At 69.0% G+C, this 23861-nt stretch carries 22 protein-coding genes, 1 tRNA gene and 1 pseudogene; 10 read left to right on the top strand and 14 right to left on the bottom strand.

Going from position 1 to position 23861, the window contains the following annotated elements:
* Positions 1-271: 271 nt before the first annotated feature.
* The 6 genes and pseudogenes from ADL01_RS44130 to ADL01_RS44125 form a co-directional block, all read right to left on the bottom strand.
* Positions 272-379: pseudogene (locus ADL01_RS44130) on the bottom strand (IS6 family transposase); the annotation flags it as partial.
* 233 nt (positions 380-612) lie between these two features.
* Positions 613-1476: an SGNH/GDSL hydrolase family protein gene (locus ADL01_RS31630; protein ID WP_053745445.1), complete on the bottom strand. Its 864-nt coding sequence runs from the start codon at positions 1474-1476 to the stop codon at positions 613-615.
* Positions 1476-1712: a hypothetical protein gene (locus ADL01_RS31625; RefSeq protein ID WP_053745444.1), complete on the bottom strand. Its 237-nt coding sequence runs from the start codon at positions 1710-1712 to the stop codon at positions 1476-1478. The genes ADL01_RS31630 and ADL01_RS31625 overlap by 1 nt, the downstream gene beginning before the upstream one ends.
* 20 nt (positions 1713-1732) lie before the next feature.
* Positions 1733-1945: a hypothetical protein gene (locus ADL01_RS31620; protein ID WP_053745443.1), complete on the bottom strand. Its 213-nt coding sequence runs from the start codon at positions 1943-1945 to the stop codon at positions 1733-1735.
* A 229-nt stretch (positions 1946-2174) separates the two neighbouring features.
* Positions 2175-3113: a LysR family transcriptional regulator gene (locus ADL01_RS31615; RefSeq protein ID WP_053745442.1), complete on the bottom strand. Its 939-nt coding sequence runs from the start codon at positions 3111-3113 to the stop codon at positions 2175-2177.
* Positions 3114-3268: 155 nt separating this feature from the next.
* Positions 3269-3601: an integrase core domain-containing protein gene (locus ADL01_RS44125; protein WP_199834984.1), complete on the bottom strand. Its 333-nt coding sequence runs from the start codon at positions 3599-3601 to the stop codon at positions 3269-3271.
* Positions 3602-3759: 158 nt separating this feature from the next.
* Between ADL01_RS44125 and ADL01_RS31605 the strand changes: the two genes are divergently transcribed.
* Positions 3760-3933, top strand: coding sequence for a hypothetical protein (locus tag ADL01_RS31605; RefSeq protein ID WP_159049698.1), 174 nt, complete (start codon positions 3760-3762; stop codon positions 3931-3933).
* 275 nt (positions 3934-4208) lie between these two features.
* Here ADL01_RS31605 and ADL01_RS31600 read toward each other — a convergent pair.
* Positions 4209-4282: transfer RNA gene (locus ADL01_RS31600), tRNA-Gly, on the bottom strand.
* Between the two features lie 339 nt (positions 4283-4621).
* Here ADL01_RS31600 and ADL01_RS31595 point away from each other — a divergent pair.
* The 3 genes from ADL01_RS31595 (at position 4622) to ADL01_RS31585 (ending at position 5950) form a co-directional block, all read left to right on the top strand.
* The gene (locus ADL01_RS31595; protein WP_053745449.1) at positions 4622-4801 is read left to right on the top strand and encodes a hypothetical protein; all 180 of its coding nucleotides are present in this window, start codon (positions 4622-4624) and stop codon (positions 4799-4801) included.
* Between the two features lie 79 nt (positions 4802-4880).
* A complete protein-coding gene (dcd, locus tag ADL01_RS31590) occupies positions 4881-5456 on the top strand; it encodes a dCTP deaminase (RefSeq protein WP_053745440.1) in 576 nt (191 codons plus the stop codon).
* The gene (locus tag ADL01_RS31585; RefSeq protein ID WP_053745439.1) at positions 5453-5950 is read left to right on the top strand and encodes a phosphoribosyltransferase; all 498 of its coding nucleotides are present in this window, start codon (positions 5453-5455) and stop codon (positions 5948-5950) included. The genes dcd and ADL01_RS31585 overlap by 4 nt, the downstream gene beginning before the upstream one ends.
* 93 nt (positions 5951-6043) lie before the next feature.
* Here the strand turns inward: ADL01_RS31585 and ADL01_RS31580 are convergent, their stop codons facing one another.
* The 3 genes from ADL01_RS31580 to ADL01_RS31570 all read right to left on the bottom strand — a co-directional run bounded on the left by ADL01_RS31580 (position 6044) and on the right by ADL01_RS31570 (position 11162).
* On the bottom strand, positions 6044-7132 hold the full coding sequence (locus tag ADL01_RS31580; RefSeq protein ID WP_053745438.1) for a Yip1 family protein: 1089 nt from the start codon (positions 7130-7132) through the stop codon (positions 6044-6046).
* 221 nt (positions 7133-7353) lie between these two features.
* A complete protein-coding gene (locus tag ADL01_RS31575) occupies positions 7354-8673 on the bottom strand; it encodes an FG-GAP repeat domain-containing protein (RefSeq protein WP_078960861.1) in 1320 nt (439 codons plus the stop codon).
* 197 nt (positions 8674-8870) lie between these two features.
* On the bottom strand, positions 8871-11162 hold the full coding sequence (locus ADL01_RS31570; RefSeq protein WP_053745437.1) for a heterodisulfide reductase-related iron-sulfur binding cluster: 2292 nt from the start codon (positions 11160-11162) through the stop codon (positions 8871-8873).
* A gap of 283 nt (positions 11163-11445) precedes the next feature.
* On the opposite strand from ADL01_RS31570, the gene ADL01_RS31565 reads away from it, so the two are divergent.
* The 5 genes from ADL01_RS31565 to ADL01_RS31545 all read left to right on the top strand — a co-directional run bounded on the left by ADL01_RS31565 (position 11446) and on the right by ADL01_RS31545 (position 16789).
* Entirely contained in the window at positions 11446-12474 is a 1029-nt protein-coding gene (locus ADL01_RS31565) for an MraY family glycosyltransferase (RefSeq protein WP_053745436.1), read from the top strand.
* Between the two features lie 123 nt (positions 12475-12597).
* Positions 12598-14442, top strand: coding sequence for a molecular chaperone DnaK (gene dnaK / locus ADL01_RS31560; protein ID WP_053745435.1), 1845 nt, complete (start codon positions 12598-12600; stop codon positions 14440-14442).
* Entirely contained in the window at positions 14439-15107 is a 669-nt protein-coding gene (gene grpE / locus ADL01_RS31555) for a nucleotide exchange factor GrpE (RefSeq protein ID WP_053745434.1), read from the top strand. Before dnaK ends, grpE begins: the two co-directional genes overlap by 4 nt.
* A 45-nt stretch (positions 15108-15152) precedes the next feature.
* On the top strand, positions 15153-16337 hold the full coding sequence (gene dnaJ / locus ADL01_RS31550; protein ID WP_053745433.1) for a molecular chaperone DnaJ: 1185 nt from the start codon (positions 15153-15155) through the stop codon (positions 16335-16337).
* A gap of 5 nt (positions 16338-16342) precedes the next feature.
* A complete protein-coding gene (locus ADL01_RS31545) occupies positions 16343-16789 on the top strand; it encodes a heat shock protein transcriptional repressor HspR (protein WP_053745432.1) in 447 nt (148 codons plus the stop codon).
* 120 nt (positions 16790-16909) lie between these two features.
* On the opposite strand, the gene ADL01_RS31540 is transcribed toward ADL01_RS31545, so the two are convergent.
* A complete protein-coding gene (locus ADL01_RS31540; protein ID WP_053745431.1) occupies positions 16910-18616 on the bottom strand; it encodes a fibronectin type III domain-containing protein in 1707 nt (568 codons plus the stop codon).
* Positions 18617-19122: 506 nt separating this feature from the next.
* Here ADL01_RS31540 and ADL01_RS31535 point away from each other — a divergent pair.
* Positions 19123-20253, top strand: a complete 1131-nt coding sequence (locus ADL01_RS31535; protein WP_078960860.1) for a sugar ABC transporter substrate-binding protein — start codon at positions 19123-19125, stop codon at positions 20251-20253.
* Between the two features lie 127 nt (positions 20254-20380).
* Here the strand turns inward: ADL01_RS31535 and ADL01_RS31530 are convergent, their stop codons facing one another.
* From ADL01_RS31530 to ADL01_RS31520, 3 genes are read right to left on the bottom strand one after another with little or no spacing between them, the layout of a single operon-like run.
* Complete coding sequence (locus tag ADL01_RS31530) at positions 20381-21223, bottom strand: transglutaminase family protein (protein WP_053745447.1); 843 nt, start codon at positions 21221-21223, stop codon at positions 20381-20383.
* 38 nt (positions 21224-21261) lie between these two features.
* The gene (locus tag ADL01_RS31525; protein WP_053745429.1) at positions 21262-22203 is read right to left on the bottom strand and encodes an alpha-E domain-containing protein; all 942 of its coding nucleotides are present in this window, start codon (positions 22201-22203) and stop codon (positions 21262-21264) included.
* Positions 22200-23747, bottom strand: a complete 1548-nt coding sequence (locus ADL01_RS31520; protein WP_053745428.1) for a circularly permuted type 2 ATP-grasp protein — start codon at positions 23745-23747, stop codon at positions 22200-22202. The genes ADL01_RS31525 and ADL01_RS31520 overlap by 4 nt, the downstream gene beginning before the upstream one ends.
* Between the last annotated feature and the right edge of the window lie 114 nt (positions 23748-23861).

The raw sequence follows: 23861 nt of genomic DNA, 5'->3' as shown, positions 1-23861 counted from the left end.
ACGCAGGACGAAGGCCGGCCCGTCCTCGGGGCCGGCCGTGCTGCCGTCCCAGAGGCGGATTCCCACGGGCAGGGGGAGACCCAGCACCTGTTCACTGAAACGAGCCAGAACTGCTGCGGCTGCTTCGGACATGTGAATTCTCTCAGTTCAACGCAGGGGCCCGCCCGTCTCGCACCGCGGCTGGGCCTGGCACAGGCGTTGTCACGTTGTGGGGTGTGTGACTGCCTGACGGTGCGTGGGGGCAGGGTGGGCTTGGGAGCCGGGCCTGTGCTCAGGCCGCGGTGGCAAGGCCGACGACGCGGGTGATCTGCTCCCCGATGGCGAAGCGGATGGTCATCTCGGCTCGGTAGTCGTGGGCGGGCATCAGATGGCGGCGGGGCTCCCCGGACGTTGCTCCAGTTCAGAGGGGTTCTCGAACTCCTCCGCAGCGGATCCCTTCCTCACTTCGGGCGAATGTCGGGATCCCGGCTGGGCGATCCGGCTTGACACTGGCGGCGTCGGCGCGGGCGTCACGCGTCCAGTGACGTCATGACGTGCTTGATCAGGGACGGCGGGAGGCATGTGCCCACCCGAAGGTGGGCACATGCCTCCCTGTCGTCACGGCCGGGATGCCTAACCCTGCCGCAGGACCGCCGCGAAGGTGCCGGCGATCACTGTGTGGCCGGAGGCGTTCGGGTGGGGGTCCTGCTTGGTGCAGGCCCAGGTCAGCTGGCAGACCTTGGCCACGTTCGAGGGCACCTCGCCGTAACCGGGCACGTTGATGGGGGTGAAGTCGTTCGAGCCGAAGGCTCTGGCCACGTCGGCGACCTTGAAGCCGGCGCGGGAGTACACCTGCGACAGGGCCGCGTTCTCGGCGTTGACCAGGGAGACCGAGCCCTTGGCGGTCTCCTGCCCGCCCTGGCCGTTGAGCCACTGCCCCAGGAACGGGTTGTAGTACGTCATGCCCGCGAACTTGGTGTTCGGGGTCCCCGCCGCGCGCAGTGCGCCGGTGATCTGGGCGACGTTCTGGGGGATGGCCTGGGTGGCGCGGTTGACGCAGGCCTGGTCGAATGCGCCGGTGGTCTTGCTGACGCACTCCAGGATGTCGTTGGCGCCGATGTCGACGGTGACGTAGGCGACCTTGCCCTTGTATTGGGCCATGGCCTTCAGGGCGGCGTCCAGCTGGGACTGGGCGTTCGGGTAGGAGCAGGTGCCGCCCTTGAGCAGCGATGCGGTGGTCTCGCCGTCGCAGCCGAGGCGGATGTGCTTCAGTCCCGGCTGGTATTGCTTGAGCTGGGCGTAGAGCTGGTCGGAGTAGGCGACGTCCGTGTCCCGGTTCACGTCCGGCTGGTAGCCGGCGGCTATCGAGTCGCCGATCGAGATGTAGTACGTGCTGTTGTCGTCTCCGTTCCACGGGCAGGCGGCGGCCACGCCGGGCGTGGCAAGCACGACCGCCAAGGCGGCGGCGGCGAGTTGGGGTGCCTTGTGCGTACGCATCAGTTGCGTGTGCTCTCTCTTGTTCTGTGGGAGGGGGGGTTGGCTCGGCGGGCCCGGTGGCCTGTCCGGTACACCGCACGGATGTCGGTGACCGCGGAGACGGCGTCGGTCGGGGAGCTGCCGAGCGCGAGGAGGTCGGCGTCGGAACCGGGGCGCCGGGCGCCCTTGTGTCCGGTCCGGCCGACCACGTCGGCTGCCTCGCTGGGCGCGGACCGCAGTACGTCACGGTGCGACATGCCCAACTCGGCGAAAGGGGTCAGGGTGTGGGGTAGACACCGTGAGGTTTGTCGGAGCCGATGTCGGCGTTGATTCCGGGAACGACCCGGACGCCCGAGGCGATGGACTTGGCGCTGGCGTCCGCCATGGCCGCCCTACGCGCGACCACGGCCGGAAGAGCCGCCATGGTGCCGGGCATCATGCCCACCGTGAGGCCGACGAACGTGCCTCGCCGCACGACCTCGTCCAGCATCCTGGCGCGGGCCGACGCCTTCGGGGGTGAAACATGTCCTGCCCGTAGCGTCTGCAACGCGCTGGGTATCACTGTTGAACTCCGAGAAACGAAAGGTGGGGTGACAAGCTCAGTCGCTCTGGGCGTGATCAACTCTGGCTGCCGCTGTCTGCTTTGTGAACGCGAAATCGCCGATGACGGGCATAGATGGGATCAATACCGCTGCGGAGGTCGGTTTCCGAGGGTGTGATCAGGTGTGCGGTGTGCCGGTGGGTACGGTCTGCGCCGTGCTCGCGGCGACCATTCGACCGGCCTCGACCGCGGTCCTGCGCAACCAGAGGTGTGCCGGGTCGCGTTCATGCAGGGGATGCCACCACAGGGAATACAGCAACCGACCTCCGCCGAAGGGCAGTTCGACCACGACCGTGCCGCTGTCGGAGGGAAACAGGCGGGTGGCGCTTTCGGGGACCACGCCGACCCGGTCGGTTCCAGCGATCAGGTACGGCATGGTGAGGAAGTTCTCGATGGCGACCTCGACCCGCGGTTCGATGCCGTGGGCATGCAGCCCGTGCAGGGGCGAGAAGCCGCACGACGGGAGGTAATAGGGCAGTATCCAGGGGCGGGTGGCCAGTTCCTCCGGAGTCGGCGGAGCGGAGGTGACGGTGTCGTGCGCCATGACGCACACCCAGCGGTCCTCGTACAGATCGATGCCGGGGACGTTCGCCAGCAGGCCCTGCGGCAGCACCATGCCGTCGAGGTTGCGCAGGTGCTCCTGGGCGCCGCGGACGAGGTGCGGGCTGTTGTGCTGGAACCGCAACTTCACCCCCGGCGCCGCCTCGTGCACCAGGGCGGTCAGGATGCGCCCGAAGGTGGCGAGCTGGACGTCGGTCACGGTCAGGGTGAACTCGCGCTCGGCGATGGCGGGGTCGAAGTCGGGGCGGGTGCCAAAGACCCGGTTGGCCGAGTCGAGGGTCCGTTTGGCGTGCGAGGCCAGGCGCTCGGCCAGCGGGGTGAGTTCGTACTGGTTGCCCACGCGGGTGAGCAGCTCGTCGCCGAAGTGGCGGCGCAGCCGGGCCAGTGCGGCACTGACGGTGGGCTGACTCAGACCGAGCCGCTGGGCGGCCCGCGTCACACTGCGCTCCTGCAGCACGGCGTCCAAGGGCACCAGCAGGTTCAGATCCAGACCCATGGTGCCAAGCCTCCGCGACGACATTACCTTTGTCCGGGTGAGCATAAGTGATCCTATATAACCGAAAGTCCAGCTGAACGGGTGCCTCTCTGGGGGCGTAGGTCTTTCCAGGGGAGCCGGCATGTGTCAATCCCCTGGCACCGTAGAGACTTTGGTTATGCGGCCTGATCTTCCTGGCCGTGTTGCCCGCGTGCTTCGGCGATGATCCTTTCGAACTCCTCGGGCGGCAGGCCGCCGGCCGCGCTGTGCCGTCGGCGCGGGTGGTAGAACCCGGTGATCCATGTGGCGATCTTCAGGCGGGCCTCGGTCCGGGTCGCGAATCGTCGGCGGTGGATGTACTCGACCTTGATCAGCGAGTTGAAACTCTCCGCGGCGGCGTTGTCCAGCGCGGACCCCACCCGTCCCATGGACTGCACCACGTCCAGATGGTCACAGAGGTTGTTGTACGCCTCGGACGTGTACTCGGCGAGTTCAATTGGTCGTTGCAACACCGGGCTGCTGCAGCGAGCGTAGCTGCTCTTCGAAGACCTCGGCCGGCGTCCGCCAACCGAGGGTCTGCAGCGCTCCTGCCCGCTGAGCTGCTCCAAGGCGTCCGGCCCGTGTCGCGTGTCTGCGGAACACCTGGCGCGAGTCGGCCCACGTGGCCATGGCGATTCTCGCGGCCATGGCTGCGGCAGCCGGCGCCGCGCGCGCCCTGCCGTCGATAGGGGTGGGAGAAGACGTGCGTCCTTGGCTGACCCTGGGGGCAGCGGTTCTCGCAGCGACGCTGGTGGCCGGCTGGGGGCGGGTCACCCGCATCCTCGAACTGTTTCCTGCCTGACGCGGGGCAGCCGGCTCGGTTCGGCTGAGCGGACCCTGGCGCAACGCCAGCTTTGCTTACGCGACTTCGCAACCCTTGCCGGTAACGGTGGCCCAGGTCACATTGAATGCGTCTCACGGTTCGGGACGCATCGCGGCCGTGACCCCCGAAGTGGCCCCTTGGAGGGTCGCGGGAAGGGGCCTCGACCTGCACTTAGGGCACGCGGAGGGCACGCCGCCCCCAAAATTGGACTAGACAACAAACAACCCCCAGGCCGCTGACCTGGGGGCAAATTCTGGAGCGGGTGACGAGAATCGAACTCGCACTCTCAGCTTGGGAAGCTGATGTTCTACCACTAAACTACACCCGCGTAAGACGCCGGTCAGGCCGGTGTCCGAACGCTCAGTCACTCTACCGTACGCCAGGCCCCCGGCGCCGAAGCCGTGGGGCCTGCTCCCGTTTCCGGGGGATTCCGAAGGTGTTCCAGGCGTGAACCGCACCCCAACCGCACCCGAATCAGACGCCTCTTCGCGCCGCGACCCGGCTGCGGGCGCCCGGAGTTGGGGCGTACGGTGGGGGCGCCGAAGAGGGGCTGGGCGGGATCGGAGTGCCGTCCGGAGGGCGCCCTTTTCGTCCCGTAATGTTGCGGTCCTCGTCGGTCTCGACAGTGACCGGCGACGGCTCTTGGGGAAGGGACTCTGAGGACTTGATCGAGCGCACCGTCGTCCGTTGTGCCGAAGGGCACGTGTTCAGCACCGCTTCGTTCCCGATGCAGCAGGCCGAGCGGCTCGGCCCCGGCCGGCTGGTCCGGTGTCCGCGTTGCGCGCGGCTCCGCAGTGTGGTGCCGGTGACGTTGGAGCACCAGCAGCAGCGGAGCACCGCCGGCTGAGTAGGTGGAGGAGAAGTAGCGCGGGCGCGCGGAACCGGCCGGTGGCGTCGGGTTCGCGCGTCTTGCGTATCCTCGGGGCGTGCTTCTCTCAGACAAGGACATCCGGGCCGAGATCGACTCCGGGCGGGTACGGATCGATCCCTACGACGAATCCATGGTGCAGCCGTCGAGCGTCGACGTGCGCCTCGACCGCTACTTCCGGGTGTTCGAGAACCACCGCTACCCCCACATCGACCCCTCGATCGAGCAGGCCGACCTGACGCGTCTGGTCGAGCCCGAGGGCGACGAGCCGTTCATCCTCCACCCCGGGGAGTTCGTGCTCGCCTCGACCTACGAGGTCATCACGCTCCCGGACGACCTCGCCTCCCGCCTCGAAGGCAAGAGCTCGCTCGGGCGGCTCGGGCTCGTCACCCACTCCACCGCCGGGTTCATCGACCCGGGGTTCAGCGGCCATGTGACGCTCGAACTCTCCAATCTCGCGACGCTGCCCATCAAGCTCTGGCCCGGTATGAAGATCGGCCAGCTGTGCCTGTTCCAGCTGAGCTCGTCGGCCCAGTTCCCGTACGGCAGTGAGCGGTACGGCTCCCGGTACCAGGGGCAGCGCGGGCCCACCGCCTCCCGGTCCTTCCTCAACTTCCACCGGACGCAGGTATGACCGCCATACGGGAGAATCTGACCTACGAGGCGTTCGGCGTCGCCGTCCGCGAGCTCGCCCAGACCATCGCCGACGACGGGTACGAGCCCGATGTCGTGCTCAGCATCGCGCGGGGCGGGGTGTTCGTCGCCGGGGGGCTCGCGTATGCCCTCGACTGCAAGAACATCCATCTGGTCAACGTCGAGTTCTACACCGGCGTCGGGACCACGCTTCCCATGCCCGTCATGCTCGCGCCCGTCCCCAACGCCATCGACTTCTCCGACAAGAAGGTCCTCATCACCGACGACGTCGCCGACACCGGCAAGACGCTCAAGCTGGTGCGGGACTTCTGCCTCGGAGCTGTCGCCGAGGTGCGTTCCGCGGTGATCTACGAGAAGACGCAGTCCCTCGTGAAGTGCGAGTACGTGTGGGAGCGGACTGATGACTGGATCAACTTCCCGTGGTCCGTCCAGGCACCCGTGACCCGTCGTAAGGGTCAGGTTCTCGACGCCTGAGCAGGGGAAGCACCGCAAGCACCGCAGAGGGGGGCTCCCGGCCGATGCCGGGAGCCCCCCTCGTACGTACTGCCGTACCGCGGTCGTCCTACGTCAGAACGTTCCCAGCTTCACGATCGACAGCAGCGCGACCAGCTGGATCGCCGACGCGCCCAGTGCCTTCGGCCACGGGAGGTCGTGGGAGCGGCGGACCATGATGGTCAGGAGTACGCCTGCCGCGATCCAGGTCGCCCAGCCGAGGATCTGTACGAGGGGGGCGTCGCCGCCCGCGAACATCGCGACCAGGAGGCGGGGGGCGTCCGTGATGGACATGACCAGCATGGAGAGGCCGACCGTCGGCTGCCATGCGCCGTCGCCGCCGAGCTGGCGGGCCAGGGTGTGGGTGACCACGCCCAGGACGAAGGCGCTCAGGACCATCGCCACGGCCGTCGTCAGCACGATCGGGATCGCGTTGTTGAGCGTCGCGTTTATCGTGGTCTCGCGGGTGTCGTCGAACCCGAAGACGGCGATCAGGCCGTACACGAACGTGACGACGATGGCCGGCGCCCACACCTGGTAGTCGCGCATCTGGAGGAACGTGCGGTCGGGGGCGGTGACGATGCCCCGCAGCAGTTCCTTCCAGCGCAGCCGCGGACCGGCCGGCGCTGCCGCGGCGCCCGCGCGGTAGGTGTCGCCCTGGTTGTACGGGTCGTCGCCGGTCGAGAACGCCTGTGTGTGACCAGGGTTGTTGGCCGCGTACGGGTCCACGGGGGCGTTCGGGTGACCCTGCCGGGGACCGGGTCCGGGACCGGGGCTGTGCCCGCGCCCGTCGTCGCCGAAGTACTCCGGCTCGCCGTGTCCGCCGCCGGGTACGCCCGGCCCGCCGTAACCGCCGCCGGCGTTCGCCTGCGGGGGCCACGCCCGGCCTCCGGCGTTGCCCGGGCCGCCGTACGACGGCTGTCCGCCGGCGTACGGCTGCTGCTGCGGCGCGGAGGGGTAGCCGTACGACGGGCCGCCCTGTGGGGGCTGCTGGCCGTACGGCTGCTGCCGCGGTTGTTGTTGCGGTCGCGCTTGCGGGGGGCGGTTGTCCCGGCCGCCGCGTCCGATCCTGAATCCAGCCACGTCATCGAACGTACCTGGTCCCGGAGAGTGAGGGGCGGGGCCCGGGCTTCCGGACCCCGCTTTGCTGCCGACCTGTGACATCCCCTAAGGGGGCCTTCACATTTCCCCTAGGGAAGCGTCCCGTTTCTCTCCGTTACAGGAAGCATCCCGTCGATCCGGCTCTCCGGCACGGAGGTCACCCGGCCGTCGTGATCCCCCCCGGCTGAGCCGAGCAGCCGCCGTAGCGAGCCCTCGCCGCCGGACGGCGACGGCCAAGGGGCGTGTGGGAGTTGAGGGCCTCAGTAAGAACCCTTTCAGGACCCCTACAGGAATTCCGACGTGGAGAACGTCACCGTTGGCTTCGCCGTCACTGTCGCACCCTTCATCCCGGGGTAGACGGCGATTTCGTCCCACGTCTCCCCCCGATACGTCCGCACCACCAGGTCCGCCCGGCCGTCCCCGTCGAAGTCGCCGACCGTGAGGACCCGGGTCGTGCCCCGGGTCGGTGGGGCGACCGTCACCATGCCCGCCGTCGAGAGGCCGGCCGCCGTCGTGCGCGCCCGGAACACCCGCAACCGTGAGCCGCTGGAGACGAGTTCGTCGCGGCCGTCGCCGTCGAAGTCGCCGGTGTCGAGCATCGAGCCGGGGGAGGCGAGGGCGCCGGAGGTCGCGTCGGGGAGGTCGTAGCGCATAGACGTTTCGGCCGGCGTGCCCACCGCCGCGTCCAGGTTCCTCCCCTTGCCGAAGCGGCCGAGGGCGACGTCGACGCCCTCGGGCAGTACCGTCCCCGTGCGCGTCGGGCCGGCCGGGCCGCCTAGGACGAGCGCGGACTTCGTGGCGCCGTCCGCCGTACGGACGATCAGGTCGTCGTATCCGTCGTGGTTCACGTCGGCCGCCGGGCCCGTGGGGACGTTGCCGGGGGCGGCGATCGGGGCGCCGGCCTTCTTCGGGGTGCCCTTGCGGGTGAACGGGCCGCGCAGATAGCTGAGTTGGGCGTCCGAGGCGTGGACGACCAGGTCGTGGGCGCCGTCCCCGTCGAAGTCGCCGCACACCGGCTGGTCGGGCCAGTCGTGGCCGGCGCGGGCCCGGTCGGGGATCGTGAGGGTGACCGCGCGGCCGGTGAGGCCGGCCGGGGAGCCGAAGAGGAGTTGGAGGGGCACCGGGGGCCGGCCCTGGCCGTCGTAGGGCGGGTCCGTCGACACGACCAGGTCGGTGAAGCCGTCGCCGTCGAGGTCGCAGGTCGCCGTCGCGTCGAAGAGCGCCGGTAACTGGCCCTTCGTACGGGCTGCTTGACGGGCCGGGGTGAGCAACTGGCGGGCGCCGGGGACGAGTCCGCCGGGGGAGCCGTAGACGATGCCGATGCCGGCGTCGTCGGTGTGGAGCTGGTCCTTGACCAAGTCGCCCAGGACCAGGTCACGATGGCCGTCGCCGTTGAAGTCGTCGGCGGTCTCGCTGCCGTCGCCCTGCGGTATCGGGCGTTGGGCGGGGGCCTTGGCGGCCTTGACGGGCGGCTGGGTGGCGGAGCCGGCGCCATGCGGGGCGGGGCCGCAGGCGGTGAGCGCGATCAGGGCGCCGATGGCCGTCAGCGCGCCGGTGGCCGTCAGCGCGCCGGTGGCCGTCGTACCCCAAGTGCCTCTGCGCACCCGAACCCGCACCCGTCCCGGGACCCGAACCGGAACCCGTCCCCGCACCCGCACACGCACTGCGCACCTCGTCCGGACCGCTGACCCCGTCGGCAACTACTACTCAGTAATGATGCACGTGTTCGAGATACGGCGACAGCCCCGTGCCCGTACGGGGCAGGGGGCTGTCGGTGGCGGAAGACGCGCGGCCGGGGGGTTTACTTCACCGGCTGCGGCTCCGGGGTGCTCTCGGACTCCGTGTCGTCCGCCGGGGGCTCGTCGGCGGCCGGCGTCTTCACGGACTCCAGGAGCAGCTGGGCGACGTCCACGACCGTGATGGACTCCTTCGCCTTGCCATCGTTCTTCCTGCCGTTGACCGAGTCGGTCAGCATGACGAGGCAGAACGGGCAGGCCGTCGAGACGATGTCCGGGTTGAGGGACAGGGCCTCGTCGACGCGCTCGTTGTTGATGCGCTTGCCGATCCGCTCCTCCATCCACATCCGCGCGCCGCCGGCGCCGCAGCAGAAGCCGCGTTCCTTGTGGCGGTGCATCTCCTGCTGGCGCAGGCCCGGGACGGCCGACATGATCTCGCGCGGGGGCGTGTAGATCTTGTTGTGGCGGCCCAGGTAGCAGGGGTCGTGGTAGGTGATGAGGCCCTCGACGGGGGTGACCGGGAGCAGCTTGCCCTCGTCGATGAGGTGCTGGAGCAGCTGGGTGTGGTGGATGACCTCGTAGTCGCCGCCGAGCTGCGGGTACTCGTTGCCGATCGTGTTCAGGCAGTGCGGGCAGGTCGCGACGATCTTCTTGGCCGACTTGGGCTTGCGGGACTCCTCGGTCACCTTGCCCTCGTCGTCCGTCTCCTCGCCGAACGCCATGTTCAGCGCCATGACGTTCTCCATGCCGAGCTCCTGGAACAGGGGCTCGTTGCCGAGGCGGCGGGCGGAGTCACCGGTGCACTTCTCGTCGCCGCCCATGATGGCGAACTTGACGCCGGCGATGTGGAGGAGCTCGGCGAACGCCTTCGTCGTCTTCTTCGCGCGGTCCTCCAGGGAGCCCGCGCAGCCGACCCAGTACAGGTACTCGACCTCGGTGAGGTCCTCGATGTCCTTGCCGACGACCGGCACCTCGAAGTCGAGCTCCTTGAGCCACTCCAGGCGCTGCTTCTTCGCCAGGCCCCAGGGGTTGCCCTTCTTCTCCAGGTTCTTGAGCATCGTGCCCGCCTCGGAGGGGAACGCGCTCTCGATCATCACCTGGTAGCGGCGCATGTCGACGATGTGGTCGACGTGCTCGATGTCGACGGGGCACTGTTCGACGCAGGCGCCGCAGGTGGTGCACGACCACAGGACGTCCGGGTCGATGACGCCGTTCTCCTCGGCGGTGCCGATCAGCGGGCGCTCCGCCTCGGCGAGGGCGGCGGCGGGGACGTCCTTGAGCTGCTCCTCGCTCGCCTTCTCCTCGCCCTCCGCCGTCTTGCCGCCGCCCGCGAGCAGGTAGGGCGCCTTGGCGTGGGCGTGGTCCCGCAGCGACATGATCAGCAGCTTGGGGGAGAGGGGCTTGCCGGTGTTCCAGGCCGGGCACTGCGACTGGCAGCGACCGCACTCCGTACAGGTGGAGAAGTCGAGCAGGCCCTTCCAGGAGAACTGCTCGACCTGGCTGACGCCGAAGACGTCGTCCTCGCCGGGGTCGGTGAAGTCGATCGGCTTGCCGCCGGACGTCATCGGCTGGAGGGCGCCCAGGGCCGTGCCGCCGGTCGCCTCGCGCTTGAACCAGATGTTCGGGAACGCGAGGAAGCGGTGCCAGGCGACGCCCATGTTGGTGTTGAGCGAGACGACGATCATCCAGACGAAGGACGTCCCGATCTTGATCATCGCGGTGAGGTAGATCAGGTTCTGCAGGGTGCTGAGCGACAGGCCCTTGAAGGCGAGGACGAGGGGGTACGAGGCGAAGTACCCGGCCTCGTAGTGATCGACGTGGTGGATCGCGCCCTCGAGGCCGCGCAGGGTGTAGATCGCGAGGCCGATGGTGAGGATGACGTACTCGACGAAGTACGCCTGGCCCGCCTTGGAGCCCGCGAAGCGGGACTTGCGGCCGGGGCGCGAGGGCAGGCTCAGCAGGCGGATCACGATGAGCACGGCGATGCCGAGGATGGTCATCACGCCGATGAACTCGATGTACAGCTCGAACGGCAGGAAGCCGCCGATCACCGGCAGCGTCCAGTCGGCGGAGAAGAGCTGGCCGAAGGCCTGCGCGAGGGTCGGCGGCAGGGTCAGGAAGCCGACCGCCACGAACCAGTGCGCGAAGCCGACGATGCCCCACCGGTTCATCCGGGTGTGGCCGAGGAACTCCTTCACCAGCGTCACACTGCGCTGGTAGGGGTTGTCCGTCCGCAGGCCGGCCGGGACCGGCTGGCCGAGCTTGAAGTACCGGACGAACTGACCGATGGCGCGTGCGAGCAGCGCGACGCCGATCACGGTCAGGACGAGCGACACGATGATCGCGGCGAGTTGCATGGAAGGGCTCCTCAGGCCTGCGCGTTTGCTAAGTATTACTAAGCGGTAACTTGGCCAGTCTGCCAGAGACTGCCCATATCTTGAACCGCACTTTAGTCAGCGGCGGAGTGATCTGGATCGCTGAGGCTTACCTGACTGGCCGATCGGAACCGATCGGATCAGGCGCCGAGCAGATGACGATCGGACGACGTTGAGACGGAGTTGTGGCAGCGTTCTGTCATGTTATTCGTGTTAATTCGTGTTATTCGTACGGAATTGTTACGTTTCCACCTAACGTGAACTCGTGCTCTACGGGATCCTCGCCGCCACCACCGCCCTGTTCCTCGCCGCCGTCCTCACCGCTCTCCTGCGGACCCTCGCCCTGCGCCTGGGCGTGCTCGACCGGCGCCGGGCGCGCCCCCTGCCCCTGCTCGGCGGACTCGCGGTCGTCCTCGCGACGGGCCTGGTCGCGGGGGCGGGGGAGTGGACCGGGTACGCCCCTCTGGGCGACGGGGTCGGTGAGCTGCTCGTCGCCGGGGCGGGCGTCGGCGCGCTCGGCCTCGTCGCCGACGTACGGCGGGTCAAGGCGCGTTTCCTCGTCGTCGGTACGGCCGTCGCCGCCGCGTTCGTCGTGCCGTACGGCGAGCTGGGGTTCGGGAGCGGACTGCTCGCCCTTCTCTGGATCGTGTTCGTGACCCTCGCCTTCCGGTCCCTCGACCACGCCGACGGGCTGCTCGGCACGGTCGGCGTGCTCACCGCCTTCGGGGTGGGCGCGTGCGCGGCCGTCGAGGTGCTCGACGGGCTCGCCGTGCTGCTCAGCGTCCTCGCCGCCGCGCTCACCGGGTTCCTGATGCACAACTGGCATCCCGCGCGGATCGCCCTCGGTGCGTGCGGGTCCCTGTTCACGGGGTTCGTGCTGGCCTCGGCGGCGGTGGTCGTGCGGACCGGGCATGAACTGGCTTCCAGCGCTGGGGTGTTGTTCGCGCTCACCGCCGTGGCGGGCGCGGACGTGGTGCTCGTGGTGGTGTCGCGGCGGCTGGCCGGGCGGCCGGTGCTGCGGGGCGGTCCCGATCATCTGGCGCACCGGCTGCGGCGGCTCGGGCTCACTCCGCGCGGGGCGGTCGTGCTGCTCGGTGCGGGTGCCTTCGGGGCGGTGCTGACGGGGGTGCTCGCGCATGGCGGGTGGGCCGGGGAATCGGGGCTGTGGTGGGTGGTGGGGGTGGCCGGGGTGGTCGTACTGGGGCTGCTGAGGGTGCCCGTGTACGGGCATCGACGGGGTCCGGCGGTGCAATCTGCGCAGGTCAGAGCGACATTGCGTGTAAGGAACGGATAAGAGTTGAGTGTGGTCGACTCAGCTCTGTTGACCGGGCGACGCCGGTGATGCACACTTGAGCCTGTTCCACTCAAGTCATGGCTCACGTCATGGCTTCACGTCATTGCTGCTGGAGGAATTGAAATGGCACGTGCGGTCGGCATCGACCTGGGCACGACTAACTCCGTCGTCAGCGTTCTGGAGGGCGGCGAGCCCACCGTCATCACCAACGCCGAGGGTGCCAGGACCACGCCGTCCGTCGTCGCCTTCGCGAAGAACGGTGAGGTGCTGGTCGGCGAGGTCGCCAAGCGCCAGGCGGTCACCAACGTCGACAGGACCATCCGGTCGGTCAAGCGCCACATGGGCACCGACTGGAAGATCGAGCTCGACGGGAAGAACTTCAACCCGCAGCAGATGAGCGCCTTCATCCTGCAGAAGCTCAAGCGCGACGCCGAGGCGTACCTGGGCGAGAAGGTCACGGACGCGGTCATCACCGTCCCGGCCTACTTCAACGACTCCGAGCGTCAGGCGACGAAGGAGGCCGGCGAGATCGCGGGCCTCAACGTCCTGCGCATCGTGAACGAGCCGACGGCCGCCGCTCTCGCGTACGGCCTCGACAAGGACGACCAGACGATCCTCGTCTTCGACCTCGGTGGCGGCACCTTCGACGTGTCCCTCCTGGAGATCGGTGACGGCGTCGTCGAGGTGAAGGCCACCAACGGTGACAACCACCTCGGTGGTGACGACTGGGACCAGCGCGTCATGGACTACCTGGTGCAGCAGTTCCGCACCGGCCACGGCGTGGACCTCGGCAAGGACAAGATGGCCCTCCAGCGCCTGCGCGAGGCCGCCGAGAAGGCCAAGATCGAGCTGTCCTCGTCCACCGAGACCTCGATCAACCTGCCCTACATCACGGCTTCCGCCGAGGGCCCGCTGCACCTGGACGAGAAGCTCACGCGCGCCCAGTTCCAGCAGCTGACGGCCGACCTGCTGGAGCGCTGCAAGACGCCGTTCCACAACGTCATCAAGGACGCGGGTATCGCGCTGTCCGAGATCGACCACGTCGTTCTCGTCGGTGGCTCCACCCGTATGCCCGCCGTCGCGGAACTCGTCAAGGAGCTGACCGGCGGCCGGGACGCCAACAAGGGCGTGAACCCGGACGAGGTCGTCGCCATCGGCGCCGCGCTCCAGGCCGGTGTCCTCAAGGGCGAGGTCAAGGACGTCCTGCTCCTCGACGTGACGCCGCTGTCCCTCGGTATCGAGACCAAGGGAGGGATCATGACGAAGCTCATCGAGCGCAACACCACGATCCCGACCAAGCGTTCCGAGATTTTCACGACGGCCGAGGACAACCAGCCGTCCGTGCAGATCCAGGTCTACCAGGGCGAGCGCGAGATCGCGGCGTACAACAAGAAGCTCGGGATGTTCGAGCTGACGGGCCTGCCGCCGGCCCCGCGCGGCGTGCCGCAGATCGAGGTCGCCTTCGACATCGACGCCAACGGCATCATGCACGTCACGGCCAAGGACCTCGGCACCGGCAAGGAGCAGAAGATGACCGTCACCGGCGGCTCCTCGCTGCCGAAGGACGAGGTCGACCGGATGCGCCAGGAGGCCGAGCAGTACGCGGACGAGGACCACCGTCGCCGCGAGGCCGCCGAGACCCGCAACCAGGGCGAGCAGCTCGTCTACCAGACGGAGAAGTTCCTCAAGGACAACGAGGACAAGGTCCCCGGCGACATCAAGACCGAGGTCGAGGCCTCGATCGAGGAGCTGAAGGCCGCGCTCAAGGGCGAGGACATCGCCGAGATCCGCACCTCCACGGAGAAGGTCGCCGCCGTCTCGCAGAAGCTGGGCCAGGCCATGTACGCCGACGCCCAGTCCGCGCAGGCCGCCGGTGGCGAGGCTCCCGGCGCCGGCGCCCCGAAGGCCGACGACGACGTGGTGGACGCCGAGATCGTCGACGACGAGCGCAAGGACGGTGCCGCGTGACGGAGGAGACTCCGGGCTTCGACGAGAAGCCCGACGTCCCTTCCGGCGCCACCCCCGACGACGCCGAGCCGACGGCCGCCCCCTCTGCGGAGGGGGCGGCCCCGGCCGGGGACGCAGCAGCAGCACAGGTCGCCGGTCTGACGGCGCAGCTGGACCAGGTACGTACGGCGCTCGGTGAGCGCACCGCGGACCTCCAGCGGCTCCAGGCCGAGTATCAGAACTACCGCCGCCGGGTCGAGCGGGACCGGATCACGGTCAAGGAGATCGCCATCGCGAGCATCCTGACCGAACTCCTGCCCGTGCTCGACGACATCGGGCGCGCGCGGGACCACGGCGAACTGGTCGGCGGGTTCAAGTCCGTCGCCGAGTCGCTGGAGACCGTCGCCGCGAAGATGGGCCTGCAGCAGTTCGGCAAGGAGGGCGAGCCCTTCGACCCGACGATCCACGAGGCCCTGATGCACTCGTACGCGCCGGACGTCACGGAGACGACCTGCGTGGCGATCCTGCAGCCCGGCTACAAGTTCGGCGAGCGCAACCTGCGTCCCGCGCGGGTCGCGGTGGCCGAGCCCCAGCCCGGGGCGACGCCGGCCGGCCAGGCCGACAAGGACTCAGGGGCGGCCGACACGGCGGACGGCAAGGAGAGCGGTGGCCCGGAAGAGGGCTGACGTGAGCATTGAGGTGGGGACTTCCGGAGAGGAGGGACGTCGAGGATGAGCACCAAGGACTTCATCGAGAAGGACTTCTACAAGGTCCTCGGCGTCCCCAAGGACGCCACCGAGGCCGAGATCAAGAAGGCGTACCGGAAACTCGCCCGCGAGTTCCACCCGGACGCCAACAAGGGCAACGCCAAGGCGGAGGAGCGCTTCAAAGAGATCTCCGAGGCGAACGACGTCCTCGGCGACCCCAAGAAGCGCAAGGAGTACGACGAGGCCCGCGCCCTCTTCGGCAACGGCGGCTTCCGCCCGGGGCCGGGCGCGGGCGGCGGCTCGTTCAACTTCGACCTGGGTGACCTCTTCGGCGGCGGCGCCCAGGGTGCCGGCGGTTCCGGTGCGGGCGGCTTCGGCGGCGGCATCGGGGACGTCTTCGGCGGCCTGTTCAACCGGGGCGGCGGCGGCACCACGCGTACGCAGCCCCGGCGCGGCCAGGACATCGACACCGAGGTCACGCTGAGCTTCACGGAGGCGGTGGACGGCGCGACGGTCCCATTGCGCATGACGTCCCAGTCACCGTGCAAGGCGTGCTCGGGCACCGGCGACAAGAACGGCACGCCGCGCGTGTGCCCGACGTGCGTGGGCACCGGCCAGGTCGCCCGCGGTTCGGGCGGCGGCTTCTCGCTCACGGACCCCTGCCCGGACTGCAAGGGACGGGGCCTGATCGCGGAGCACGCCTGCCAGGTGTGCAGCGGCTCGGGGCGCGCCAAGTCGTCCCGGACGATGCAGGTGCGCATACCGGCCGGGGTCGCGGACAACCAGCGCATCCGGCTGCGCGGCAAGGGCGCGCCGGGCGAGCGGGGCGGTCCGGCGGGCGATCTGTACGTCACCGTCCATGTCGACTCCCACCCGGTCTTCGGCCGCAAGGACGACAACCTGACGGTGACGGTGCCGGTGACGTTCGACGAGGCGGCGCTCGGCGGCGAGGTCAGGGTCCCGACCCTGGGCGGCCCGCCGGTCACCCTGAAGCTGCCCCCGGGCACGCCCAACGGGCGCACGATGCGCGCGCGGGGCAAGGGCGCGGTGCGCAAGGACGGCACCCGGGGCGATCTGTTGGTCACCGTCGAGGTGAGTGTCCCGATGGAGCTGACGGGGAAGGCTCGTGACGCACTGGAGGCGTATCGCGAGGCGACCGCGGACGAGGATCCGCGGGCGGAGCTGTTCGAGGCAGCGAAGGGAGCTTGACCGAGATGGACGGTCGTCGACGCAACCCGTATGAACTGACGCAGGAGACCCCGGTCTACGTCATCTCGGTGGCGGCCCAGCTCTCGGGCCTGCACCCGCAGACCCTGCGCCAGTACGACCGTCTGGGCCTGGTCTCTCCTGACCGCACCGCCGGCCGGGGCCGGCGCTACTCGGCCCGTGACATCGAACTGCTCCGCACGGTGCAGGCGCTGTCGCAGGACGAGGGCATCAACCTGGCCGGCATCAAGCGGATCATCGAACTGGAGAACCAGGTCGCGGCGTTGCAGCAGCGGGTCGCGGAGATGGAGTCGGCGCTGGACGGCGCGGCTGCGGCGATGCAGCAGCGGGAGGCGGCGGTGCACGCGTCCTATCGCCGGGATCTGGTGCCGTACCAGGAGGTCCAGCAGACCAGCGCGCTGGTGGTCTGGCGCCCGAAGCGGCAGCAGGACTGAGGTACGTACTCGCGCGAAAGGGGCCCGAGGTTCGGTTCGAACCTCGGGCCCCTTTCGTGTGCTCGTGTGCTCGGGGTGCCGCTCAGGGCCTCAGAGCGGCGGTCATGGGCGTGGGTCGGTTCATTCGGCTGTCTCCGGGGGAGATACGGGCTCTGTCACCGTGACGTACGAGAAATCTTTGCCGGTGTCGAACAGGGAGTTGTCGTACCTGTCGACGGCGACTACCGCCCAGCGGACGGTCTCGCCCTCGGAGTAGTAGATGTCTTGGATGTAGCTGACCAGCGGTTCGTCATCAGCGGGCTGCCTGATCCCGTAGTCGCGGGTCCACCGGTCGTACTGCCAGACGCCTTCGACCAAAACCCCGCGGTAGACGTGGTATATGTCGACGTCGTCTTCCGGGCTGCGCTCCCAGAACAGTTCGATGTCGGTGCCGTTCATGGCGCCGCGCAGCCCTTTCACCGGCGCGGGCGCGAGCCCCGTGGCCGGGGCGGTGGCGGTGGCCGGCTTCGATTCGACGGACTCGTTGAACTGGTCCACGGCGGTCACCGTGTACCTGTACGTGACGCCCTGCTGTAGACCGAGGTCGGTGTACGAGGTCAGATGTGGTGCGACTCTCTTGATGAGCCGGCCGTCACGGTAGATCAGGTACCCGCTCAAGTCGCCCGTGTTCGGCACGGTGGGCGCCTGCCACTTCAGCGCGATCCCGGTGGCCGTCGTTCCGGCTGTCAGACCGCCAGGTGCTGAGGGCGCGAAGTCGCCGCGCTCCACACCGATGGGCGCCGACCTGGCGGACTGGTTGCCGGCCTTGTCGACCGCCGTGACCCAGTAGGCGTAGGACTGGGCCTCGTTCACCTTGACGTCGGTCCAGGCGGTGGATGTCACCGTCGCCACCTTCACCGGGTAGTCGCCGTATTGCCATTCCCGGTGAACGATGTAACTCACCGCGCCGGGTACGGAGTTCCAGGACACCGTGACCCCGGGCTGCTCGTCGGCCGCCTTGACGCCGGAGGGAGTCACGGGGGCCGTCCGGTCGAGGCTGGTCACAGGCTTGTCGGCGGTGCCCACCGACTCGGTGCCCGCCCTGTCGACCGCACGGACCTCATAGAAGTAGGTGTCGCCGGTCGCGGGCGTGGCGTCGATGTACGTCACCGCCGACGTGGCCGTCAGCCGCTTCCACGTGTTGCTGTCCTTGAGCCGGCGGTACACGCGGTAACCGGCGAGGTCCAGTTCCTTGTTCCTCGACCACTTGACGGTCGTCTTCCTCGTCCGCTTGTCGTAGCTCGCCGAGACGGCGGCCGGGGTGAGCGGCGCGACCCTGTCGACGGTCGCCGAAGTGCGGGGCGTGTAGGCGAAGGTGATGTTGGCGTTGCCCGTCCAGTTGGCGTAGTCGATGCGCAGGGTGTGCTTGCCGGACGGGATGGTGACGTTGACCGTCTTGCGTACCGTCGTCGAGACGTTTCTCCAGAGGTCGATCTTGCGGTTGCCGTCGACGTAGACGCGGATGCCGTCCTGGGTGGCGGCGGTGAGGGCGAAGGGGCCGCCGGAGCCGAAGTCGCGGGTCACGGTCCAGCGGATGCCGAAGTTGTCCTTCGGTAGGCCGGTGGCGGGGGACCCGGCTCCCCAGTTCTCGGCGATCGTGGAGTCGCAGTCCGTCTTCTTCGGGGTGCCGGAGAAGGTGGTGTTCGCGAAGGACTGTCGCTGGTAGGCGGGCGCGGCGCACGTCGTCGCGGCCGAGGCGGCCGGGGGCGCGGTGCTGAGCAGGGCGCCGGTGGTGGCGAGCACGAGGGCGGTGGTGGCTGCCCGCGTCGTGCGTCTGGCTGGGTTCAAGGCGATCCTTCGAGTCCTGATCGTCAACTCGTCAACGGCGAGGAAACGGCCGTTGACGATCAGGACCGGTGAAGGGGTGACTTGGTTGTACGGCCGATGTGAATTTGGTCGAGAGATGAGAGATGAGAGATGAGAGACGAGAGATGTGGCGGGTGTGGCGAGTGAGGTGCTCGCTCGTCCTCGCCGACGCCTCTCTGTCGTCGTACATCTGGCTGAAACCCTTTGGTCATGTGCGTCCAGTCGCGTCCACTCGCGTGCGGGCGTCTTTGGGCCGAACACCTGCATGGGGGACCTGCGGAGGAAGTTCACGTACCCTTCCATCACTTCTTCACCCGCAAAGCGGAGTGTGATCTTGCCCTCTCGTTGCGTAGTTCCGCTTGACGCCCGGGGGCTCATGGACGTTGTCTTTCGGACACATGAGTCGCACTGCTGCGTCCACGTCCCGAAAAGCACCTGAAGTGAGCGTCCGAATGTTTCGTCTGAATCGTCCGGCTCGTCCGACTCTCATGAGTCGAGTGGCTCGATCGCGCCGTACCGCGATAGCCGTGGCCGCCTCCGCGGTCGCGGTCTCCCTTGCCGCCGGCTGCGGCGTGATCGACGCCGAGAGCGGGGGCGCGGCCGCGGAGACCCCGGCGAAGGGCAACGACGTCACGGTCGGGCTGCTGCTTCCCGAGACGGCCAACACCCGGTACGAGAAGTTCGACTACCCGATCATCAAGAACAAGGTCGAGTCGCTCACCAACGGCCAGGGCAAGGTCGAGTACGCCAACGCCGGGTCGGACGTCATGATGCAGGGCCAGCAGTTGCAGCAGATGATCGAGGACAAGGTCGACGTCATCCTCGTCGACGCCGTGGACGCGCACGCCATCGCGGACGAGGTCAAGAAGGCCAAGGATGCCGGGATTCCGGTCATCGCGTACGACAGGCTGGCCGAGGGCCCCATCGACGCGTACATCTCCTTCGACAACGAACTCGTCGGCGAGGTGCAGGGACGTTCCCTCCTGGAGGCCCTCGGCGGCAACATCGACCCCACCGCGAAGATCGTCATGATGAACGGGTCGGTGACCGACCCGAACGCCGCGCAGTTCAAGGAGGGCGCCCTCTCCGAGCTCAAGGACAAGGTGACGATCGCGAAGTCCTTCGACACCAAGGACTGGAAGCCCGAGAACGCCCAGGCGAACATGGCGCAGGCGATCACGGACATCGGCAAGGACAACATCGTCGGCGTCTACTCTGCCAACGACGGCATGGCCGGCGGCATCATCAACGCCCTGGAGGCCGCGGGCGTCACCAAGCTGCCGCCGATCACCGGGCAGGACGCCGAACTGGCCGCCGTGCAGCGGATCATCGCCGGCGACCAGTACATGAGCGTCTACAAGTCGTACCCGCAGGAGGCCGAGACGGCGGCCGAGATGGCCATCGCCCGCGTCCAGGGCCGCGACATCCAGTTCGACGCCCTCACCCGGGACAAGGTCGACAGCCCCACGCAGAAGGACATCCCCGCCCAGCTGGTGAGCGTCGTCGCCCTGACGAAGGCCAACATCAAGAGCACGGTCATCGAGGACGGCATCTACAAGGTGTCCGACATCTGCACGCGGAAGTTCGAGAGCGACTGCTCGGCCCTGGGCCTGAAGTAGGCCCACTCCGGCGGCCGGTACGGACGCGCGACCCCGGGGCACCGACCTGCCCCGGGGTCGCGCGTCACCTCGTACGGGATGTACGGGATGCATGGGATGTGTGGATGTACGCGGTGTACCGCCCGTTTCACGCCACCCGCGTGAACTCCACCGTCACCTCCGGCGGCCCGCCGGCCACGCCCCGGTACACGCCCTTGTGCGGGGTCACGTCGTCGTAGTCGCGCCCCCGGCCGACCACCACGTGGGACTCGTCGGCGCGGGTGCGGTTCGTCGGGTCGTAGCCGCACCAGTCGCCCGCCCAGTACTCGACCCAGGCGTGGGACTGGCCCTCCACCGGGCGGTGCAGTTCCGCCTCCCGCTCGGGGTGGAGGTAACCGGAGACATAGCGGGTGGGCAGGCCGAGGCCCCGCAGCAGCGCGATCGTCACATGGGCGATGTCCTGGCAGACGCCGGCGCCCTGCTCCCACGCCTCCGCCGCCGACGTGTTCACGCCCGTCGTACCCGGCAGGTACGACACCCGGTCCGCGACCAGCGCGGACACCGCCGTCGCCGTCCCGTGCGGGTCGAGGCCCGCCGCCACCTCCCTCGCCTGTTCCACCAGGCCGGACGGCACCGTCGTACGGACGGTCGCCGTCGCGTACTCCAACAGGCGGGACTTCGCGGTCCGTTCGGCCACCTCCGCCCAGCTCGGCGCGGGGTCGAGGGGGCCCGGCGGCGCCGTCTCGACCAGGCTCTGGGCGGTGATCGTGAGGTCGGCGTGCGGGTCCATCAGGTCGAAACCGGTGACCTGGGTGCCCCAGTAGTCCCAGTACGACCAGGTCGGCGTCGTCGGGTTCACGGTCACCCGGGAGTCCAGCGTCGTCTGGCCGGGGAGCGTCAGCGGAGTCATCCGGACCTCGTTGTGCGAGGAGACCGCCGCCTGCGCGTACGCGACCCGGGTGATGTGCCGGATACGGAGCCGGCGGGTCATCGGCGCGCTCGCCCGCATACTGCTCGTCGTACCGCTGCTCATACTGCTCGCGCTCCTTCCTGGGCCCACTCCACGGGCCCCTGGTACGGGAAGAACCTCTCCGCGACCGCCTCCGCGGAGGCCATACAGGCGGTTTGCAAGTCCTGTAGCAGAGACGGGAGTTGGTCCTCCAGGGCTGGTGAGTCCAGGTACTCGAGTCTGGTGCGCAGACGTCCGATCGGACGGCGGGCCGGGTCCTGCCGAGGGCGGCCGAGAGCCGCGAGGCACTCCTCCGCCGTCGTCAGGGCGTGCAGCGCCGAACGCGGGAAGTCCCGGTCCAGAAGCAGGAATTCGGCCACTCTGGTGGTGTCACCGAAACCGCTGTACACCCGCGCGTACGCCTCGTCCGCGCCGCTCGCGCTCAGCAGCGTCGGCCAGTCCGGGGCGTGCGCGGCGTCCAACACCCGTACGGACAACAGCCGTACGGTCATGTCCACCCGCTCCAGGCTGCGCCCCAGCACCACGAACCGCCAGCTGTCGTCGCGGCTCATGGTGGAGTCCGCCAGCCCGAAGAAGAGGGCGGCCCGACGGCGTACCAGCTCCAAGTAGGCGTACGGGCCCGTGCGTCGGGCCGCGAGGCGCTGGTCGGCGAGGGCGTGCCAGGTGGAGTTGAGGCACTCCCACATCTCCGACGACACCGCCTCGCGCGCACTGCGGGCATTCAAGCGTGCCGCCCCCAGCGCGCCCTCGATCGAGCACGTCGAACGAGCGTCGAAGGCGAGCTGGTCCAACACCTGCTGCATGTCGACGGGTTGGGCGCCCGCGTCGACGCCGAGGATGGCGTACAGGGAGCGGCAGGCCACGTCCTCGTCGCGCCAGGGGTCTTCAAGGAGGCGGTGGAGGTAGGCGTCCAGGATGCGGCCCGTGTTGTCGGCCCGCTCCACGTAACGGCCTGTCCACGTCAGGGCCTCGGCTATCCGGGAGAGGATCACGTCGCTCACTGCTGCTGCGCCCCTTCCTGTACGAGGGTGTGGTTGCCGTCGGGTCCGTGCTGGCGCGGGGCGACCTCGGGCGGTGCGCCGGCCGGTTCGGGGTCCGGGGTCGCGGCGGGGCCCTCGGCGAGCACCCAGGTGTCCTTGGAGCCGCCGCCCTGGCTGGAGTTGACGATCAGGTTGCCCTCCTGGAGGGCGACGCGGGTCAGGCCGCCCGGCAGGACCCAGACGTCGGTGCCGTCGTTCACGGCGAACGGGCGCAGGTCGATGTGGCGCGGCGCCATCCGCTCGCCGGCCAGGGTGGGGGAGGTGGAGAGCGCGACGGGGCGCTGGGCGATCCAGCCCCGGGGATCGGCGGCCACGGCCGCCCGGCACTGCTCCAGGGTCTTGCGGTCGGCCTTGGGCCCGATGACGATGCCCTGGCCGCCGGCGCCGTCGACGGGCTTGATGACGAGCTGGTCGATCTGGTCGAGCACGGCCTCCAACTGGCCCGGCTCGTCCGGACGGAACGACTCCACGTTGGGAAGAATCGGTTCCTCGGAGAGGTAGTACCGGATCAGATCGGGTACGTAGGTGTAGAGCAGCTTGTCGTCGGCGATGCCGTTGCCGACGGCGTTGGCGAGGGTGACGGTGCCCGCCTGGGCGGCGCTCAGGATGCCGGGGCAGCCGATCACCGAGTCGGGCCGGAAATGGAGCGGGTCGAGGAAGTCGTCGTCCAGTCGCCGGTATACGACATGGACGGGCACCTCACCGCGCGTGGTCCGCATCCACACCCGGTTCTTACGGCACACCAGATCGTGCCCCTCGACCAGCTGCACGCCCATCAGCCGGGCCAGCAGGGCGTGTTCGAAGTAGGCGGCGTTGCTCGGCCCGGGGGTCAGGACCACGACCCGCGGATCGGCGGCGGCCCCGTCGGGCGCGGCGGCGCGCAGGGCGGCCAGCAGGCGCTGCGCGTAGCCGTCGACGGGGACGACGTGCTGCTCGGCGAAGAGGGACGGGAAGATACGGGTCATCGCCCGCCGGTTCTCGATGACGTAGGAAACCCCGGACGGCACCCGGACGTTGTCCTCCAGCACCCGGAACTCCCCGGCCTCGTCCCGGACCAGGTCGATGCCGGCGACATGGATGCGTACCCCGCCCGGTGGCTCGATGCCCTGGGCGGCCCGGTGGAAGTGCGGCGAGCTGAGCAGCAGCCGCCAGGGCACGACACCGTCCTCGAAGGCCCGGCAGTGCCCGTAGGCGTCCGCGAGGTAGGCCTCCAGGGCCCGCACCCGCTGCGCGACCCCGCGCTGGATGAGATCCCACTCCAGCGCGTCGAGGATCCTCGGTACGAGGTCCAGCGGCCAGGGTCTCTCCTCACCCGCGAAGGCATAGGTCACCCCGCGGTCGGTGAACGCCCGGGCCATCTGGTCGGCCCGGAAGCGCAGTTCGGTCGGCTCGATGGGCTGGAGCGCCGCCAGTACCGGCTCATAGGCGGTCCTGACCTCACCCGGCCGCACAAACATCTCGTCCCACGCGTCGGCCAGCGCGTACGCGTCAAATATGTCCGCCATGGCCTGAAGGTAGGGGCGGGACGTAACGGGGTGATCTCTGTGTGGTTTCCGGGAGCTTGCGCGAAAGACGTGGTACGCGCTTTCTCATCTGCCGCATTGTGCGCGACTGTTGCG

Source organism: Streptomyces sp. NRRL WC-3618 (genome assembly GCF_001280005.1).
Lineage (GTDB): Bacteria > Actinomycetota > Actinomycetes > Streptomycetales > Streptomycetaceae > Streptomyces.
This window is presented reverse-complemented; position numbering and strand designations above follow the sequence as displayed.